General features: G+C 56.7%; 20 protein-coding genes. All 20 read right to left on the reverse strand.

The window, feature by feature from the left end:
- Window positions 1-10 precede the first annotated feature (10 nt).
- Window positions 11-2212, reverse strand: coding sequence for a S8 family peptidase (locus JK621_RS14735; RefSeq protein WP_212556639.1), 2202 nt, complete (start codon window positions 2210-2212; stop codon window positions 11-13).
- A complete protein-coding gene (locus tag JK621_RS14740) occupies window positions 2205-3320 on the reverse strand; it encodes an AAA family ATPase (RefSeq protein ID WP_212556640.1) in 1116 nt (371 codons plus the stop codon). The genes JK621_RS14735 and JK621_RS14740 overlap by 8 nt, the downstream gene beginning before the upstream one ends.
- A gap of 59 nt (window positions 3321-3379) precedes the next feature.
- Complete coding sequence (locus JK621_RS14745; RefSeq protein ID WP_212556641.1) at window positions 3380-3685, reverse strand: hypothetical protein; 306 nt, start codon at window positions 3683-3685, stop codon at window positions 3380-3382.
- A gap of 19 nt (window positions 3686-3704) precedes the next feature.
- Window positions 3705-4109: an acetyltransferase gene (locus JK621_RS14750; RefSeq protein ID WP_212556642.1), complete on the reverse strand. Its 405-nt coding sequence runs from the start codon at window positions 4107-4109 to the stop codon at window positions 3705-3707.
- Window positions 4106-6970, reverse strand: a complete 2865-nt coding sequence (locus JK621_RS14755) for a conjugative transfer ATPase (RefSeq protein WP_212556643.1) — start codon at window positions 6968-6970, stop codon at window positions 4106-4108. The genes JK621_RS14750 and JK621_RS14755 overlap by 4 nt, the downstream gene beginning before the upstream one ends.
- Window positions 6970-7395, reverse strand: coding sequence for a TIGR03751 family conjugal transfer lipoprotein (locus tag JK621_RS14760; RefSeq protein ID WP_212556644.1), 426 nt, complete (start codon window positions 7393-7395; stop codon window positions 6970-6972). The genes JK621_RS14755 and JK621_RS14760 overlap by 1 nt, the downstream gene beginning before the upstream one ends.
- Window positions 7396-7549: 154 nt before the next feature.
- Window positions 7550-9046 (reverse strand): TIGR03752 family integrating conjugative element protein, encoded by a 1497-nt coding sequence (locus JK621_RS14765; RefSeq protein WP_212556645.1) that lies wholly within the window; start codon window positions 9044-9046, stop codon window positions 7550-7552.
- On the reverse strand, window positions 9039-9950 hold the full coding sequence (locus JK621_RS14770; protein ID WP_212556646.1) for a TIGR03749 family integrating conjugative element protein: 912 nt from the start codon (window positions 9948-9950) through the stop codon (window positions 9039-9041). The genes JK621_RS14765 and JK621_RS14770 overlap by 8 nt, the downstream gene beginning before the upstream one ends.
- The gene (locus JK621_RS14775) at window positions 9947-10618 is read right to left on the reverse strand and encodes a PFL_4703 family integrating conjugative element protein (protein WP_212556647.1); all 672 of its coding nucleotides are present in this window, start codon (window positions 10616-10618) and stop codon (window positions 9947-9949) included. The genes JK621_RS14770 and JK621_RS14775 overlap by 4 nt, the downstream gene beginning before the upstream one ends.
- A complete protein-coding gene (locus JK621_RS14780; protein WP_012146793.1) occupies window positions 10615-10980 on the reverse strand; it encodes a TIGR03750 family conjugal transfer protein in 366 nt (121 codons plus the stop codon). The genes JK621_RS14775 and JK621_RS14780 overlap by 4 nt, the downstream gene beginning before the upstream one ends.
- An 11-nt stretch (window positions 10981-10991) precedes the next feature.
- The gene (locus JK621_RS14785; protein ID WP_212556648.1) at window positions 10992-11357 is read right to left on the reverse strand and encodes a TIGR03745 family integrating conjugative element membrane protein; all 366 of its coding nucleotides are present in this window, start codon (window positions 11355-11357) and stop codon (window positions 10992-10994) included.
- Between the two features lie 55 nt (window positions 11358-11412).
- Window positions 11413-11655: a TIGR03758 family integrating conjugative element protein gene (locus JK621_RS14790; RefSeq protein WP_212556649.1), complete on the reverse strand. Its 243-nt coding sequence runs from the start codon at window positions 11653-11655 to the stop codon at window positions 11413-11415.
- A complete protein-coding gene (locus JK621_RS14795) occupies window positions 11655-11984 on the reverse strand; it encodes an RAQPRD family integrative conjugative element protein (protein ID WP_212556650.1) in 330 nt (109 codons plus the stop codon). The genes JK621_RS14790 and JK621_RS14795 overlap by 1 nt, the downstream gene beginning before the upstream one ends.
- Window positions 11985-12219: 235 nt before the next feature.
- On the reverse strand, window positions 12220-12978 hold the full coding sequence (locus JK621_RS14800) for a TIGR03747 family integrating conjugative element membrane protein (RefSeq protein WP_212556651.1): 759 nt from the start codon (window positions 12976-12978) through the stop codon (window positions 12220-12222).
- Entirely contained in the window at window positions 12962-15073 is a 2112-nt protein-coding gene (traD, locus tag JK621_RS14805) for a type IV conjugative transfer system coupling protein TraD (protein WP_212556652.1), read from the reverse strand. The genes JK621_RS14800 and traD overlap by 17 nt, the downstream gene beginning before the upstream one ends.
- The gene (locus tag JK621_RS14810) at window positions 15066-15596 is read right to left on the reverse strand and encodes a hypothetical protein (protein ID WP_212556653.1); all 531 of its coding nucleotides are present in this window, start codon (window positions 15594-15596) and stop codon (window positions 15066-15068) included. The genes traD and JK621_RS14810 overlap by 8 nt, the downstream gene beginning before the upstream one ends.
- Entirely contained in the window at window positions 15580-16206 is a 627-nt protein-coding gene (locus JK621_RS14815; protein ID WP_212556654.1) for a restriction endonuclease, read from the reverse strand. Before JK621_RS14815 ends, JK621_RS14810 begins: the two co-directional genes overlap by 17 nt.
- Window positions 16203-16727 carry an integrating conjugative element protein gene (locus tag JK621_RS14820; RefSeq protein ID WP_212556655.1) on the reverse strand — a complete coding sequence of 175 codons (525 nt, stop codon included), beginning with the start codon at window positions 16725-16727 and terminating at the stop codon, window positions 16203-16205. The genes JK621_RS14815 and JK621_RS14820 overlap by 4 nt, the downstream gene beginning before the upstream one ends.
- A gap of 2 nt (window positions 16728-16729) precedes the next feature.
- A complete protein-coding gene (locus JK621_RS14825) occupies window positions 16730-16957 on the reverse strand; it encodes a hypothetical protein (protein WP_048796742.1) in 228 nt (75 codons plus the stop codon).
- Entirely contained in the window at window positions 16954-17136 is a 183-nt protein-coding gene (locus tag JK621_RS14830) for a hypothetical protein (RefSeq protein ID WP_126027005.1), read from the reverse strand. Before JK621_RS14830 ends, JK621_RS14825 begins: the two co-directional genes overlap by 4 nt.
- Window position 17137 lies beyond the last annotated feature (1 nt).

Raw genomic sequence — 17137 nt, forward strand, 5'->3', positions numbered from 1 at the left:
CATTTTAGGCCTAAAGCGTGATCGGAATTGGTACCGGAATACGAGGCTGTATTTCAATCAGACGTGCATCAGACTGAAGGATGCCGGAAAAAATATTCGGTGTTTTTGGTGACTCGAGTGAAACTACGAATGCATAGCGGATACTAGCAGCTTTGGCCCCATCAATTTGATCTCCCCCTTCGCGTGCCATGTAATGAATCTCAAAACAGGGACGGACTAAGGTACTGCCGATTTTATTCAGCTCCGCGCTAAGAACGGATTCCCACTTACCCGCATCCGCGCGCAGCTCAGCTTCCGTCGCGACAGTTTTCTGCTTGAAGAAGGACTGCGTTTTTTCCGGATCGGGGCGGAAGGTAATTTCCACGCCTGCACGCGTGTACATTGAAGTATCCTGAGGATCGACAGGGCTTGAAAAACAGCAAGTTGCCCGAATTTTCACTTTGCCATTAATACCGGTCTCAGGAATTGGCAGCGGAACGCGCAAGTATTTTCCGGGGGTAAGCTCGCCCTGATAAAGTATGCGTGCGGTACCATCTGGCGATTCGATGATCTGACTGATTGAGTCAGGTACCTTGCCCCAGCCTACACTACCTTTTTCATGCTCAGCGCGATCTGCAGCATTGATCAGTAGCGCTTTGATTGCGAGCGGCGAGATGTCATGGCCAAGGATGGCACGAATACCCACGGCATAGCGCAACAAATAAGGGGCCGAAAAGCTGGTTCCGCAGGTCGGCACTAGCTTGTCAGGATCCAGAGCGCTTGGCACATGAAAATACTGGCGTGGGGCACCGCCAAATGCAACAAGATCGGGTTTGACCAATCCCGGTGAACGTCCTGGGCCGACAGCACTGTATGGTGCGCGTTTCCATCCAGCTTCAACTTGATCAGTAGCACCTACAGACAATGCATTTACACAGTCCGATGGCACCTGAATGCGGTTAAGACCGAGTGAACTCTCGCTGTCGCCATTATTGCCGGCCGCAATCGTAAGGAATGTATCTCCGTCGGCGAGGTAGGTATCAATGAGTGACGTCCATGGGTGAATTTCATCATCGTCAATAGGCAGTGCAGGGCCAAGGCTCAAGTTCAGAAACTCATACTGACGGGAAAGCAGAATGTCTTCGAGATGTGACAGGGTGCGATAAAGCTCATAAGGATCTTCACCGTCAATGTTACTATCAAGGATGCGGTGATGGTCAACGTACGAGAAAGGGCGACTGGCTATTTCTCCCGGCCAAAGGGGGCCGAAAAGAAATGCCGAGGTAACACCCAGCCCATGAGAAGGACCGTCAGGGTGATCGTCTGCTGCAGAGTCAGCGTGCGAGTAGTTGGTAACCCAAGGTTCCAGTACATGCTTATCAGGCAGACCACCATCCAGAATAGCGACACGGACATCTGAGGCATAGGGCTGGACGTCAGGCAGATTTATGTTAGCGCCAACCGGCATTCCCCTGGTGACCGGCCGAAAGGACCGCATGGCTGGCAATGGCCTAACTACACGCAGGAACGAGAAAGATGCGAGCAGGGTGAGCTGATTTTCTGCACCCGCAACCGGCATGAACCAAAGATTACCCACTTCAATAGCCATCTGCTCCTTCACTTCAAATCCCAGCTCATGGGCATAATTAATGAATGCCGTTTTGATGAATTCATTACTGCCTACAGGCATCAGTTGCAATCCAACTTCCCAGTAGCCTTCGAAGGCATCGGTGTTGTGCTTAATTTTTTCACTATTGTCAGGTTCTGAAATGCTCCAGACCCGGAACAGGTCAGAGGCACCACGGCTTTTTTCGGTAAACTGCTCCAGCTCTTTACTAAACTCGGTTAGCCGATCGCGCTTGCCCGCCACAAAGATTCTTGTTGTCGGCGACTTTACTGGGGGCCCCGTGCGAGTCCAACGATCAGGGAGTACATCTACGCTTTTACTACCTATCGAGCGTACGGCCATTTCTTTAAAAAGAGCTCGTGGAAAATGGCCTTTGGCAATGTAAGATGGATGTAGAGTAATGGCAGCCACTGCAAAATCTTTAGGGCAGAGCCTATTATCCAATGTATTCAGCTTACTGACCGTGTGCTCAAACTGAGGTTTTAACCTCTCTATTACCTCGCGAAAAGTGTAAATCGGATCAGACTTAGGATTTATTTTCGGCGGGGGTGTATGAGACGCTAAAACTTCCGCCTTACCGATTATATAGTTACGCTTTTCAGTCATTGATTATCTCCTTTCCCACCAGTCGTTTTCGAATTGTGTCCCTACTGACATTCGCGATTTTTGCGGCTTTTTGCTGAGTGAAACCATACTGACGAACTAGTCTAACTGCGAAGCTTATTTTTTCAGCCTTTGTTTTGCCTACGGCGTCGAAATCGAGCTGTGCAATCAAGTCTGTCTCAAAATGCTCTGGGCGAAGAATATAAAGTCTGCGCAATTGATAAATCTCGCGCTTTATGTTGCTGTACGACTGACCCCGCAGGCTCTCCTTAAGGAGGTCATACCAAGGGGCCAGAACGTCAAAATAATCTCCCGCGAAAAGACGCACCGCTTCTGCCACTTGCGCATCGTCTGGCAGTTGAAAGGTGACTTCCAGATCAAAGCGCCGCCATAGAGCCGGATCCACTAGCTCTGGATGGTTGGTGGCTGCGACCAGTAAACCGCTGGAGGGCCAGTCTTCCAATTCCTGCAGCATAATAGTGACAAGGCGTTTCAGCTCACCAACATCTGTCTCATCTGTACGTTTTTTGGCTATCGCATCAATCTCATCCAGCAACAATATGGATGGGTGCGATTTGGCAAAATCAATGACACTGCGAAGATTGCTGCCGGTCCTGCCCAAGAAGCTGCTCATCACGGTAGTCAGATCCAGTGTATAAAGTGGAAGCCCTAGTTTTTGAGACAACCACTGGGCCGTCATGGTTTTACCCACTCCTGGCGGACCACTGAAAATTAAAGACTTAGCCGGCATCAGGCCATGGCGGGCCAGCAGTTCGCTCTTCTCTCGCTCCAGCAGAACCTGCTCAAGTTGCTTTTTGACCTGCCCTTGTAAAAGCGGCCCGTCTGTATTGTTCATTGTCTGTGAAACTTTCAACAACGTTTGAGGCACGGTATCTTCAGTTGTATTACCCGGAAACTCGAACGAAGACGACTCTTTACGCATGACATCATGAGAGCGAGCAGGATTAAGTTTAAGCAACTCCTCAATTTTCAACGCCAGCTGCGGATCGCTCTTTCTCAGGGAGCGAACATGCTTAGCCAGATAGAGTCTTAAGTCTTTCTCATTCCCTTCAAGGGACAGCCTAATTACACTGACTAAATCTAGTTCCATTTATGCACCTTGGTCAATTACACATTCAAGTAGCTAATATTTAAAGTAAAAAACAAATTTCAATAATGGCAAATTTTATTATTTTTATGCATTATAGCCACTACGATAGAGGAAGTCAGTAGCCACTGTATTTTTTTACAGTGCGGAATTTCACATGCAGACAAAATCACGCTTCCCCAGATTGAACTCAGGATCAGTCGCCCCTGAGCTGCTGAGCTGCTGAGCTGCTGAGCTGCTGAGCTGCTGAGCTGCTGAGCTGCTGAGCTGCTGAGCTGCTGAGCTGCTGAGCTGCTGAGCTGCTGAGCTGCTGAGCTGCTGAGCTGCTGAGCATGGCCACCATAAAAACCGGCCAGCAGGCCGGTCAAAGAGTAATAGCACTTCAAACTAATTAACCCGAAATCGCTCGCACAAATCGCTTAGATGGAGCAACAGATACACCACATCAGCGGCATCCGGTACAGTGACATACCAGCGCGGGTGGTCATACTCCTCTGGCAGGGGCCACAGCGTACTGCCAGTCACCGTGATCAGCACATCGATGCAGCGCCCCAGCCGGCCCTCAAAATGCAACGCCACGCTGGTACGGCTCCCAATGCGATGCGGGTGGGCGGTAAGTTGGACCGGCCCCAACAGCCGATCGCGGATAGCCACACAGAAAGTCTCAAGCGCCAGCGCATCCGTGTCGCTTAAGGTGGCCACGCCCTGCGGAGGGAGGGTAAACAACGACGGTTCACGACAGACCTGGCCGTGCGGTCGTACAACAGGTTCCGGGTATTTCAGGGTCATCATGCAGCCCGAGCCTCCTCGTTCGCCACCAGACCGCGCAGGCGGTCAAGCTTTTGCGCCACCTTGCGGGCCGCCTCGAGCTCACTGCAACCAAACTCCTGCATCAGTGCGCGGCGCTCGGCCTTCTCTTCTTTCTCGGTCATCCCCAGTGCCAGATACAGGCTTGGTGGTACCGCACGGAACAGCGCCTCGAGTTTTTTCGATAACACCACGCCTTCGGTATAGCAACCGGACAGCTTGCTGGCCGACAGCAGCACCGCTTTTTGCTCCTCGGTCAGCGCTTTGAAACGGGCAATATCGTTGACCTCCTCCGGCGGCATGGTCAGACAGACCCACCACTCCGCCATATTCAGCATCTTCTCGGCAATGTCCGGGAAGTCTTTTAAGTTCTGCGTCGCCAGCCACAGCCAAGCGCCGAGTTTACGCCACATCTTGACGATTTTGGTCATGTACGGCGCCAGCAGCGGGTTCACCGTCACGATATGCGCTTCATCCACCGCAAACACGATGTCCCGCTCCGAGTACTGGTCTCGTTCGGCAATGTTGTTGATGGTGTTGGTCAGGCTCACCATCGTCAGCGCCATCTGCGCCTCATACCCCTCACGCGCCAGATGTCCCAGGTCAATCAGGGTGACATCCGCCTCTGGCCACAGGCTACCTTCGCGGTTAAACAGCTCCGCCTCGAAGCTGCCGGCCTGGGTAAACATGCCCAGCGCTTCCGCCATTTCAGCCGCCTTGGCCCGACGCTGCTCATTACGAATATTACTCCCTTCGTCTTTCGAGAGGGTGTACAGCGCCTTCTGCAGATCTGCCGGCAACATCTGCCGCCCTTCGTCATAAGTCTGACGCGCCGCCATCAACAGGGCTTCACGGATCATCGCCCGGTCAGCACGCTTCAACTCGTGCTCTTCCTTCGCATCACCGCCAGTGATCATCATGCGCGCCGAGATTTCCATTTCACCCAGGTAATCGCGCTTGTCGTCATCGTCGTCGTCATCGGCATCGATGTCCGGCAGGTCATTTTCATCCAGGGCCAGCGTCGTTAATGCGTCTTCGACCAGCTTGTGCGCATAGGAGAACGGCGGCAGCGAGACGCCACTGCCCGGCTTGATGCTCACCTTGTTGACGCTGAGCCCCTGGCTCTCGAAGTAATCGGCCAGCAACCCAAACGAGTTGCCCGCTTCCGCGATAAACAACCGCGGCCGGTGTATCGCCATCAACTGGGATAAGGTCGCACACAGCGTCGCCGATTTCCCCGCGCCGGTCGGGCCAAAATACAGCATATGGGCATTCTGGCTGCGGTCATGCTTGTTAAGCGGGTCAACCGTCAGCGTATCCCCGCCGCGGTTGAAGAAACTCATGCCGGGGTTACCGGTTCCGGTCTCACGGCCGGTCACCGGCAACAACCCTGCCAGATGCTGCACCCAGGTCAGGCGGGTATACCAGTGTTTCTTGTCGGTCTCCGGGTTAAAACACATCGGTAACGCCCGCAGGTAGGTATTGAGCGGCGCCACATCAAACTCCGGCCGTACCGGCTGCAGGCCGGCGCCCAGCAGCACGTTGGTCAGATCGACACGTTTGTGGTTGAGTGTGGTCAGGTCGCCGGCACGCAGCAGGAACGTAATGCCGGCGCGGTACAGCTTGTGGCGATTGCCCAGGTACTCTTTCACCTGTGCCACATCCTGACGCACGCGGCCGGACTCGGTATTCTCGCCGACGGCGTTTTTCGACAGCTTGTTGAAATCATTCTCCAGCGTGTCCTGAGGCTGTACCACGATGGTCATGCACAGCATCGTTCCCTCCGGGAACAAATCCATCAACGCATTGATTTTCCTCTCGCCGCGTTTCATTTCACCGGTGATGGTGCCCGGCTCCGGCGGGCGGCGCAGCTTCTCGACCGGAATGGCACAATGCGCCTGGTTATCGAACCACCATACCCCCTGGTCCGGATCGGACACGGGCGGTGTGAACAGCAGGGTCTCGGCAAAATCGTTCTGCACCGGCATGGCGCCTTCCGGCGTGTCACGACTGTCAAAATAGGCGGCGTCACGGTACAGGGTCTCTTTTTCCACCCACTCCGGGTTGGGATTAAAATGACGCAGCATCCAGTCATGGACCTGTGCCCCGTTCTGGCGCACGCAGGCAACGCCGGCGCCGGCGAGCGCCCCGGTTACCCGCTCACAGGTCTGATTCAGCATGGCAACCGGTGGCATCGGATCATGATTGCCCTTGCCAATCCAGCGATACACCACCATACGGGTACGACGTTGCTGCCCACGCCATGGCTGGTCGGTGATCAGCGTGTCCTTGAACAGGCCTTCCGGACGAGCGATACCGCGCATATGACGTTCGGTTTCTTTCAGCCAGTCTTCGGTGAATGTACTGCCCTGGGCATGGGGTTTGACGTAATTTCTCAGGCGGTCGATATACGCCTCAACGTTGTTCTCGTCCTGGCAAAAGAACTGCACCACCCAGGGGTTTTCGTCATGCTCGTCAAATGAGTCCTGCAGGGCGTCTTCCACCGTGTCGCGCATTTGCTCCAGGCGATCGTCAGTGCGTCCTTCGGTGGCTACCGGCGTGATGTCAAAAACAGCCCCGACGGACACCCCGTCATCGAGCAAAATACACTGTTCGTGGTCGAGAAACTCCGCCCAGGGCAGGTAATCAACGATGGACGGGTTGGCGTGATACACCTGTTTCTCATCCTTTACCGTCATCTTGCCCGGGCGCCGTAATGGCTCACGCCCGTCGACGGACAACGGCACGCCGTCCTCAGTGGCGATCACAGTGTCCTGGTCACCCCTAGCCGGCACCACTGGCGTCTTGCGCGTCAGACGCTTTTTATCAAACAGGGAAAATCGCATCAGTAGGCCCCCGTCCGTTCACCCGGCATCGCATACTGCACCTGGCTGTAGAACGGAAACACGGTACTGTACCCCGGCACCGGTGCGTTACCGTCCGCCAGGTGCGGAAAGACATACATCACCAGGTCGGGGTTCGGCAGCCGCGGGAACTGCTGGCTGATTTCGCTTTCCTGGGTGCGGCTGTAGCTGCGATCGTCCGCCGCTGTAGCCTGGCGTTCGCTGTCGGTGAGTGGGCGGCGCAGACTGTCGCGGGCCGCCACCGCATTACGCGCCGAACCGCCGCCGTCTTCACCCTGCCACAATTCCAGCATCGAGCTATCGCCCGGTGGCAGCATTTCCTCTTTCGACGTCGAACAGCCGGCCAATGCCATGATGCTGACCATGACAGCGGTAGCCAGGACTCGGTTAAATAGGTTTTTCCGCATGATTATCATTCTCTTATAAGCAAACACAGCAGAAGCAGCACACTCAGCCAAAACGCGCTGCAGAACAGTAAAATGAAGCCCAGCCCTGCGGGCGACTCATCCTTTCGCATTGACGCCACAGCCACAGCATGCCCTTTCTCCTCTGAATGACGCGTTAATCCAGCCCGCCGGTGCTGCCGTCTTCGCCTGGCAGGCTGAAGTCGTAACGCACCTTGCGCCCTTTGGTCTCAAAATCGATCGCCAGCTGGCGGGTAATGTGTACGGCCAGTTTCTGGCCCGGAGGGACGTAGACGGCGTCGAACATCATGCCGTAGCGTTCGCGTACCCAATCGGCGGTCTCTTTCATTCCGCCGGACAGGGCTTTGCCCAGTACCGCCTGGCCGGCATTACCGGTCATGGTGGCGCTGCTGCCATTGACATTGTTTTGCGTGGTGTATTGCCCCTGGCTGATCCCCTCACCGGCGGCGCTGGCGGCCGACAACGCGGCAATGGTCGGCAGGTAGGTCGAGGCATTGGATTTACGCTCCCCACCGATGCACGGAATGCCATTGTCATCGGAGATCCAGCCGATACCGGCGGTGGTGCTGACGTCTTTGCCACTGTTGCCGCTATTGTTGTTGCTGCTTGCCTTCATATTGGTGTCAGGATGCGGCAAGGTGCGTACCGTACCGTCCGCAAACACAAAGGTGATGCTGTTGACCTGGCCACGCACGCACGACAACGTCCAGTCGCCACTGGCGGTCCCAGAGACAATCGCCCCTTCCACGTCCGGCAGCTCGATGCCGTTCGCCGTCAGGTTGTCTTTGCCAATCATCAGTTTGAACGGGTAGGGGTCGGTCACCGTGCCGTTGATTGGCACCCGGCCCAGCAGCGCCGTCATGGAACGACTGCCCACCAGGGTGGAGTTCTCGGGCAGGGTAAACACCGGCTCGGCATTCTCCTCCGCCCCTTTTTCATTGGTGCGGCCTTTGACCTGCTGCTCATAGGCAGCTTTCTGGCGCGTGATGGCGTTGTCAGACAGGAACGACGTCGGGAACTGCGGGCCGTCTTTGACGCTGTTCGGATTGCGTGGGTCAGGTTCTTTCATGTCCTTCGGTCCGACCCACATTAACCCGTCCTGGCCAGGTGCAGCACTTCCCTCACTGCCGCCCATGCCATCCAGCCCCAGACCGAGTGGGATATCACTGTCGTTCTTCGCCTTGTCATTGTTTCCGGCCAATTGTTCGGTCAGCGTCTGGATTTTCCCCATCAGCGTTTGCTGCTCTTGCTGAAGCTGCTGCTGACGCTGTTGCGCCTGCTTCTGGTAGCCAGCCACGGCCTCGTTGACCTGGCCGGAGACATTGGTATTGCGTTTTCTCAGTTCTTCGTTTTCTTTCAACACTTTGTCGATGTTGCTCTGCAGCTCGGCCTGCTGGGTTCGGGTGGTGCGCAAGGTGCCGACCAGGGTACGCAGCGTGTCTTCCGGGGTATCCCCTTCAACGCCCAGGGCGCGCAACTCCTCCGGCGACATGTTGGCCAGGACGTTATGCGCCTGCTGGGGCTTCTCCGGCGTTTTATCGTCTTTGCAGGCTTTGAGCCCGACGACAATGGACGCTGCCAGCACGCCGATCACAATCACTTTCGGCAGCATGTTGGATTTCACGTCAGCCATGGTTTGCCCCCTTCTTCACCGCTTTTACGGCCTTGCGAACCCCCGACGGCTCCGCGACAAAGGCGTCATCCGGGCGACCGGCGGTGACCAGGTACAGCGTGGTGGTGTCTTCCGGTGTCCCCACCGGCCCCAGGTATCGATGCTGGAAGGTGGCCGTCACAAATTGCCCTTGCAGCACCCGGGGATCCAGCGTGATTTTACGGCTGGTGGTGTTCTGCACCTTCAGCGCCACCACGTTGCGACTGCCAATGCCCCAGCCGCCCAGCGGCGTGATGGCCACCGGCTCTGACGGGTACAGTGTGGTGATGCGTTTCGGCAGGTGCGGATTAACCGGATGAATGCCGGGCACCGCTTCAACCGTGCGCACCGGGCCGTACAGGCTTTGTGCCGCGTAGCGTGTCAGCACCACCGGCAGCGGCGCGTTGTATTTGATTTTTTTACGCTTCGCCTGAGTGCCGTCATCCGCCCCTGGCGCTGTTGTATTGTTTCCGTTTGATTCGGCCGAGGTGTCATTGCTGTTGCTGACCGACGTCACGTCACCGCTGTAGACAATGCGCACCGGTTCGGTGGAACCTTTATCGGATGCCGTCACATCGAGGAGGATGACCTCCCCGTTTTCGACGTCCTGCAGTTGCAGACGCGTTGACGGGAATGCGGTATCGGCTTTCAGGTAAACCGCACCGCCACTGCTTTGCACCCGCAGCTTGCCGTTCAGCGCCGGCGGGAAACCGACGCGAACATTTTTATCGGCAAACAGCACCCGCTCCTTGCCGACGGCCAGCGGGATTTGCAGCGGGATACGCTCCCATTTCATCAGCTCTTCCGCCTGGGCTACCGGTACGGTGAACGTCGCCGCCAGGGGAAGCACACTCAGGGAAAGCGCCAGAACACGTGCTTTCATCATTGGAATACTCCTTTCTTCTCAGGCGCGGGTTCCGCCGGCGCCGCAGCCAAACGCTGTGGCATGCTGTCATAACAATCCAGGGCCAGACCGAACTCATTACGTTCTGGATCCCCTTCTGCGCGCACCACTTTCAGCGGGTAGCGTGTCAGTGCACGCTTCACCGGTTCGCCGGCGAAAGACTCATCCGCCACCAGGTCAAGGCGCACCACCCAGTTATCACGGCCTTTCACCGTCACCGGGCTTTGGTTATAATGGCCGTTGTAGCCATGCTCAGGGATTTCAAACACCACGCGCGTCCTGCCGGCGAGCTCGCCGCTTTCGCTGCGCTTTTTGGCTTCCGCCTTCAGAAAGCGCTCACACGATGGTGTCAGGTACGGTGACAGGCCGTTGATTTTTGCCGGGTAATCCGCCTCACCGTTTTTTGGCCAGGCATTGAGCTGCTGGAAAATGTAGAAACCAAAACTATAAATCGTGGAGGGGGGAACCTCCCACCAGGCGCGGGTAGAGCCACTGCGCAAGTCCGGCGGATTATGGATAGTCAGGTTGTCCGGCGCACGCATCCAGCCAATGCTGGCCACCAGGAGGAAAACAACCAGCACACCGCAGGTAACCCGTAATGTGAGAATGTGCTGGTCGCGGTTTTTAACCGCATGTCTGAAACGGCTCATTTGGACCTCTTAACAACGCGGCTGCGACGCAACGACCAGCCCTGTTTGTCGATAATCAGGGTGGGGTCACCCCATCCCATGCGACGTTTACGCGCCTCGAGGCGCTGCCAGATATAATTCTCCGGTTTACCACGCTTGAGGCGCGTCAGCCGGCTGCCACCAAACCAGATAACGAGGAGAGGGGTCACCAGCATGCCGGTGGGTATCACGACCCAACCGGCAAGCGGAAAAAACGGCAACGACACGAGCAGACCCAGTCCCACACCGGCCAACGCCGCCAGTCCCATCTCCGGGGTGGTAAAGCCCCGGAAGACGACAGGCTCAGCGTTGAGGCGGTCAGGCAAAAATCGGATAGTCTGCATAGCGAACGACCTTAGAACAGGATTTCAGCGGACTTGCCGACCAGCCAGATAACCGCCACGACCAGCACGATACCGACCACGATAATGGCGCCGAATTTACCCCAGTTGGTTTTCCCTTCACGGACCTCATGAAATGTGGAAACCGCCGACTGGGCCACCACGATAAATGCCACCGCGGCCAACACCAGACCGACCAGCACAATGCCGTCCTGCAGATAGCCTTTCAGCGTATCCATCAGGCCACCTCCACCCCCGGAAGACGGAGGTTCAACGCTCGGCAGGGCAGCATGCACCGGTTGACTGGCGGCATAAGCCAGAGAAGTCGCCACCGCGACATGCGCAGAGAAATGACGGAAAAGACGAACTACAGCATTCATAAAACATTCCTTTTTGCAGTGTGAAATTAACAACATGTAAAACTATCCAGCGTCTTCAGCTGGCAAACATCCAGGTAACAACGACCAGCAGCAGCACGAGCCTGACGGCAAACTGCACCATCGCCGCGTTGCGGATCTTTTCGTTGCTCCACCCTTTCCAGATATCGGTCAGCGCCCAGGCCGCCCAGACAAACAGCGTCGCCAGCAACCCGCCGATGCAGATCAGCGACAGGATGTTGGCTTCAACACCTCCGCTGGCCGCATTGAAGGCCTGTTCCTGCGCACCGGTCATCGCCATCAGGGACGCTCCCTGCGGTAATTGCCGGCCACCGCGCTGCCATCACGGGGCTGCGCGCGCGAGGGCTCCAGGTAACGATCGATACCGGCATTGATGGTCTTGAGGTCGGCAGTGGCGCGGGCATAGTCAAAGAAGAAACGGCCGCGCTCGGACGGGTCGGCCTGAACGGCGGCAACGCGCGCGCGTTCAAGCGTTGCCTGCACCTGAATCAACATGCGTTGAGCAGACGCCAACTCATCTTTTTCAGCAGCCTGGGCAGGCAGGGCAGTCAGCAGAGTCAACCCCAGCAAACAGCCCGCGCCGAGACCGCGAACAACGGAGATAGGCATACACAAGCACTCCTTAACGATTAGGGTGCTGTCAGGGTGCGATAGATGGGGGATCAGGTCAGCGGATAACTCTTTATGGAATTTTGATAATTTTTACTCACTTCAGGAGGGGCCAGGGAGGGTGAATCTATTCAGGATAGTGGTAATCAACTGACGCGCCGCTACGCGGCTTGTCTGCTGACGGCGGCGCACAAAAACCAGTTTTGTACACCGCCGTCCAGCCCGGAATTCAGGGCTACAGGTACTTTTTGAAGGAGGCGGTAGTTACCGTCACCGCAATACCGAGCAGGATAGCGGCCGGCAACAACAGCAGATTGGGATATACTGCGGTTGGCCATGACAGGTACAGCATGCAGGGAATATAGATAGCCGGCTTTACCATTCTTTTCGCATGATGATAGACAAAGCTGCTTTCATAGCCGGCACCATAACGACGAACATCACGCCGCCCCAGGCCTTCTGTCAGCGCAACCAGGACCACCAGGATAAACAGCGGGATGGACAGCACCAGAATGGTCACCCGCACCAGGGTGATGACGGTAACGTACACCGTCGCCATCAGGTACTCTTTGAGCGTGGCGGCCAGCCAACCACTCCAGCTGTTCAGCTCCCTGGCAACGGCATTCTGGCTGTGTACCTGCGTGTCATACGCACGTTGGATCCAGTCCAAAAAGCCACTGTCCACGAAGGTCCATTGATACGCCATCATAATCCAACGGGTGACGGTCACCGAGGGTTCAGACAGCAGCAGACTGCGCGTAAACTCTGAGGACAGGTACCCCAACTCGGTGTTCATCACCGCTTCACTGTGCGACGCACCCAACTCTGGCCAGAAGAAGGCCATCCCGACATATTCAATCACCAGGCTCACGAACAACGAGGCAAAAAACATCCCGATCAGCATCCATGGCCAGCCCCACAGCAGGTTATAAAGCAGCCCGTGCTTACGGGGTTCAGCCGCCTGACGCGGCTGCGTATTATCCGCCTGCGCCATTTAATCCCCCTTGCATGACCACATCCGGCATCACAGTGCTTGCTGACCACCAGGACTCACTGGTGCGGTAGTTACGCTGCATCTCCTCGGCGATTTTCTGCAGATTTGCCGGCATCAGGGCATCATCACAGTCACCGCTCGGCAGCGGCATACGAATTTTCCACAACTGACCGCCTTCCAGCAGCGCGAACGCCTGGCCCTTCGGCAGGTTGATCACATCTGCCGGCATCAGCAGCGGCGTTTTCACTGTGCCGACACGATCCTGAGTGCTGGACGTGAAGTCTTGCCCTGTCTCGACGTCGGCCGTATCAGCGTGCCCCGACACCAGGGTTTTGGTGTAAATATCGACCTCCGGGAGCTGTGTCGTCAGCAGCTGCGCGGTCCGATTCTCGCGCACACGCAGCATGATCAGGGTATTGAAGTTACCCGTGACCTGGGCCGCCTTGGCGGTACTCCCGATGCGCGCCTCAATGTCTGATTCGGTTTGCGTGTAGGCCGTCACCTGCATGCCGGCGCCGCCACCTTTGTTGATCAGAGGGATAAATTCATCCCCCATGAGCTCATTAAACTCATCGCAGTGCAGGTTGATCGGCAGTTTGCCGTCAGCGCGAGTCGGCAACCCGCCATGCATGCCGTGTTTATAGATATGACCGGCCACGGACACCAGATCAGCAAACATGCTGTTGCCGACGGCAGAAGCGACCACACCGTCCGACAACGCATCCAGTCCGACGTAAACAATGCCGCGCTTGCGGATGACCTGCTCCCAGTCAAATATCGGCCGGGGGTCATTCATGTCCATGTAGTTCGGCGCCAGCAGCTCTGCCGTTTTGCCGGTGGTGAGTTTTTCCAGCAACGGCAGCAGTGACGCCACAATTTTATCGAAATAGGTGCGGTCATAGCGCACCGCACTGCGCAGTCCATCCAGAATCGGATCATACAGCTGCTTGCCGGCTTCCGAGCTCAGGGCCATTTCAACCGCGAATATTTTGACCGCGTTCGGTTGTCCCTGCATGTTGCGCGGCACATCCTCCTCCGTCAGCACCTTCAGATTGTTATCGATCTGCTGCTGCAGTGCCGGCATACGCGTTTCAATCACCTTTTTCGCGTAGGTCTCATACAGTTCACTGATGTTGTTCACAAAACGGGTGATCAGGGTGTAGTCCGGTCGCTGCCCCAGGGCGACCAGGGCTCGTGCGACGATGTTGACAAATCGCCAGGCGAACTCGCGGAACGCCGCACTGTTGCCCTCCCCACTCAACTGCCCGGAGATACGGCCAGCTACCTCGGAGACGCGCTCAAAACGCCCAACGGCGTTATAGCGTGCCGAGATATCCGGCCAGCCCAGATGGAAAATGAACAGCTCATCCCCGCGGCCGGCGCGGTGGGCTTCAGCCCAGACACGCCGCAGCAGGTCAGCATCCCCTTTCGGATCAAACACGATGGTGATGTCACCGCGGCGAATATCCTGGGTGATCAGCAGCTCCGCCAGGCGGGTCTTACCGACACGCGTAGTGCCCAGCACCAGGCTGTGCCCTACACGTTCGCCAAGCGCCATTGAGACATCGAGCTCATCGGGTTCAATACCATGGATCGCCGGATTCCCCCCGACCGGTGGCAGCGGCCTGACCGGATTGAGCGGGGAGTCCTTGCGCAGCAGCTGGGACAACCACGGCAAGGTATATTCGGTTTTAAGCTCCAGCCGGCGCGCTATCTGGTACATTTTTGGCGGCTGAACATACTTCTCAACCTCTGGGCGACGGGTGTCCATCAGGCGCTGGGTGTGCTTTTGCTGCCAGCGAAAACCCCGCCCCAGGAACAGTCGCTGCCGGCTCACCGGGATCTGTGCGCTGGTCATGACATACCGAGGTAACCGACGCAGGTTACGCCGATAGCGGATCACCCGCATCCCCTGGCGCGCACGTACGGCAGACAACACTGCAAAGCTGCCGGCGGTGACATAGCTCACCTCTGGCGCCAGCGCCACCGACCAGGGCGCTATCGCACAAACCACAGCCGCGCCTCCGGCCACAATCGCCGTGTTGAGCTCCACGGCCGGGCGCAACAAGGCTTCCATCACATGCCGGTTACTCATTGCGACCTTCCTTATCATTCGCGGGTTTGTCATATTGGAAGAGCATGCTGCTCTCCCCTCGCGCATTGATACCTCCATAGTGAACAGCACTCCGGCTATTCTGGCGGCGTCTGATCAGCAATGAACACAGCTCGACCAACACACCAAATGCGAGCAAGGTGCCCCCAATGCCGAGAATAATCCGTCGCTCCTTCGCTGCAATGTCAGTAAACATCTTCGGGTAAGGTCGACAGTCCTGTTTTTCAACCGCCACCACCGAAGGTGCCAAGAATAGTTTTGACTCAGGGGCGTCCGGATGCGGGCATGGCTGAATTATCACCATGCCTACAGGCGCTGTACGGTAACTCTGAGCAGTCTCGGCCATCCGTGATGCCGCCCGCTGCCCGCCGTCATCACCGAGTGTTGACATAAAAAACATGAAGCCAAAAATCGCCAGAACCACACCTGGCCAGACCAACAGGACTCTGAGTATCGCTGACAAAAAGCGGGTAGCGACGACAACATAATTAGGCTGATGAAACATTTGAGGTACTCCGTTTGGTTACCGTGCTCCCAGGCAGAAATGACAACCACTCCGCATTGCCGGCAAGCAACGCCAGCAGCTTCTGGCCACTGACCAGATGCACGTAGGGATGGTTCTGCAGCAAAGCACGGCTCAGTTGGCCGGTACGGCCGGTATGAATGAAAAAACCCTGACAGTGGTGATGCCGCAGCAACGCGCCGAAACCCTTGATATGGGACGGCGTAATGGCCCGGCCGTAACGTTTTGCCTGGATGAGGTATTTTTGGTCACCGATGATGACCTGACCATCCAGACCACCGTCACCGCTGTAGGAGGTATTGCGGATAACGGCATACCCCTGACGCTCGAACGCCAGGAGCAGCAACTCTTCAAAAACGTAGGGATTGATTTTGCGCAGGTACGCCAGACGCTGGCCATCGCCGCCCAACTGGGGCAGTCGCTGCAGAACGCGGGCAGCAGTCGCACGGTAACGCCGGTGGCGGCGTACGGAGGCCGACTCACGGCCACGCAGATTGAGCGTGGCCATCACAGTAATAAACAGCCCTATCAAGAAGATAGCCAGCACCGGATCCGCCATCAGCGCGATACCGACATGCTGCGGAGACATCATGGTGTGACCTGCTGGGACAAACCGGTATCGGTGATAAGTACCGGGTAATTCGACAGCTGCAGCCGGCGCGCCAACTCACTGCCGGAGGCTGGTGCCATCGGCACACCTGACGCCAGTTCACGCAGCGCCTGCAGGGCAGGCAGGTTGCTGACGTTAACGACGAGACCCGCAGCGTGCAGGGACTTGAGTTGTTCAGCGTGCGCCTGAAGCCAGATACGGCTGGCATCGTCATCACCCACAATGAACAGCACGCCAATCCCCGGTAACTGCAGCGGTCTGTCAGCCACATCGCCGGGCGTAAGCTCTGGAGTTGCCACAGGCAACGCGGCCGCCTCGACCTCAGCGGGCGATGCCGGCGCCGGCGGCACGACCGGAGACGATTGCGCCCCCTCCTGACGGTTGATACCTTCAAAATACGGCGAAGCATCTTCACCACCGATATCGGCGATCACGTTCAGGTTGGCCAGCGCCGTGGTGGTCACCAGACTCAGGCCGAACAGCAGGAAATTCACTTTTTTCATGATTATGGGTTCCTCAGCATGAATTCCAACTCTGCTACGCGCTGCTCGGCATTTTCCGCTCGTTCTTCCTGGGCTAGCGCCTCCGGCGTAAAGCCCGATTGCAGCTGAGACTCCAGTTCCCCGATGCGCTGATGCGATTTTTCCAGGGCTGCAAACACAGCGAGTACGTCAGCACTGGCAACAACGGTGTTGCGTTCTGCCAGGTTTTTAATCATCTCAAGCGTTTTCATGCGTCCTCCTGCTCATGGCCATCGAGCAGCTCAAGCAAAGCGCCGATGACTTCAGGGTTAGCGGCATGCATCCATCCAACGGTGATTTTCCCGCCTTTCGACTGCTGCCATGTAGCCAGCGCCGCCGGCAATTGGTCTTTCAGCTCTTCCAGTTGCTTCGTCAAACTCACGTTCATCATG

Source organism: Serratia plymuthica, assembly GCF_018336935.1.
Classification (GTDB): Bacteria; Pseudomonadota; Gammaproteobacteria; order Enterobacterales; family Enterobacteriaceae; genus Serratia; species Serratia plymuthica_B.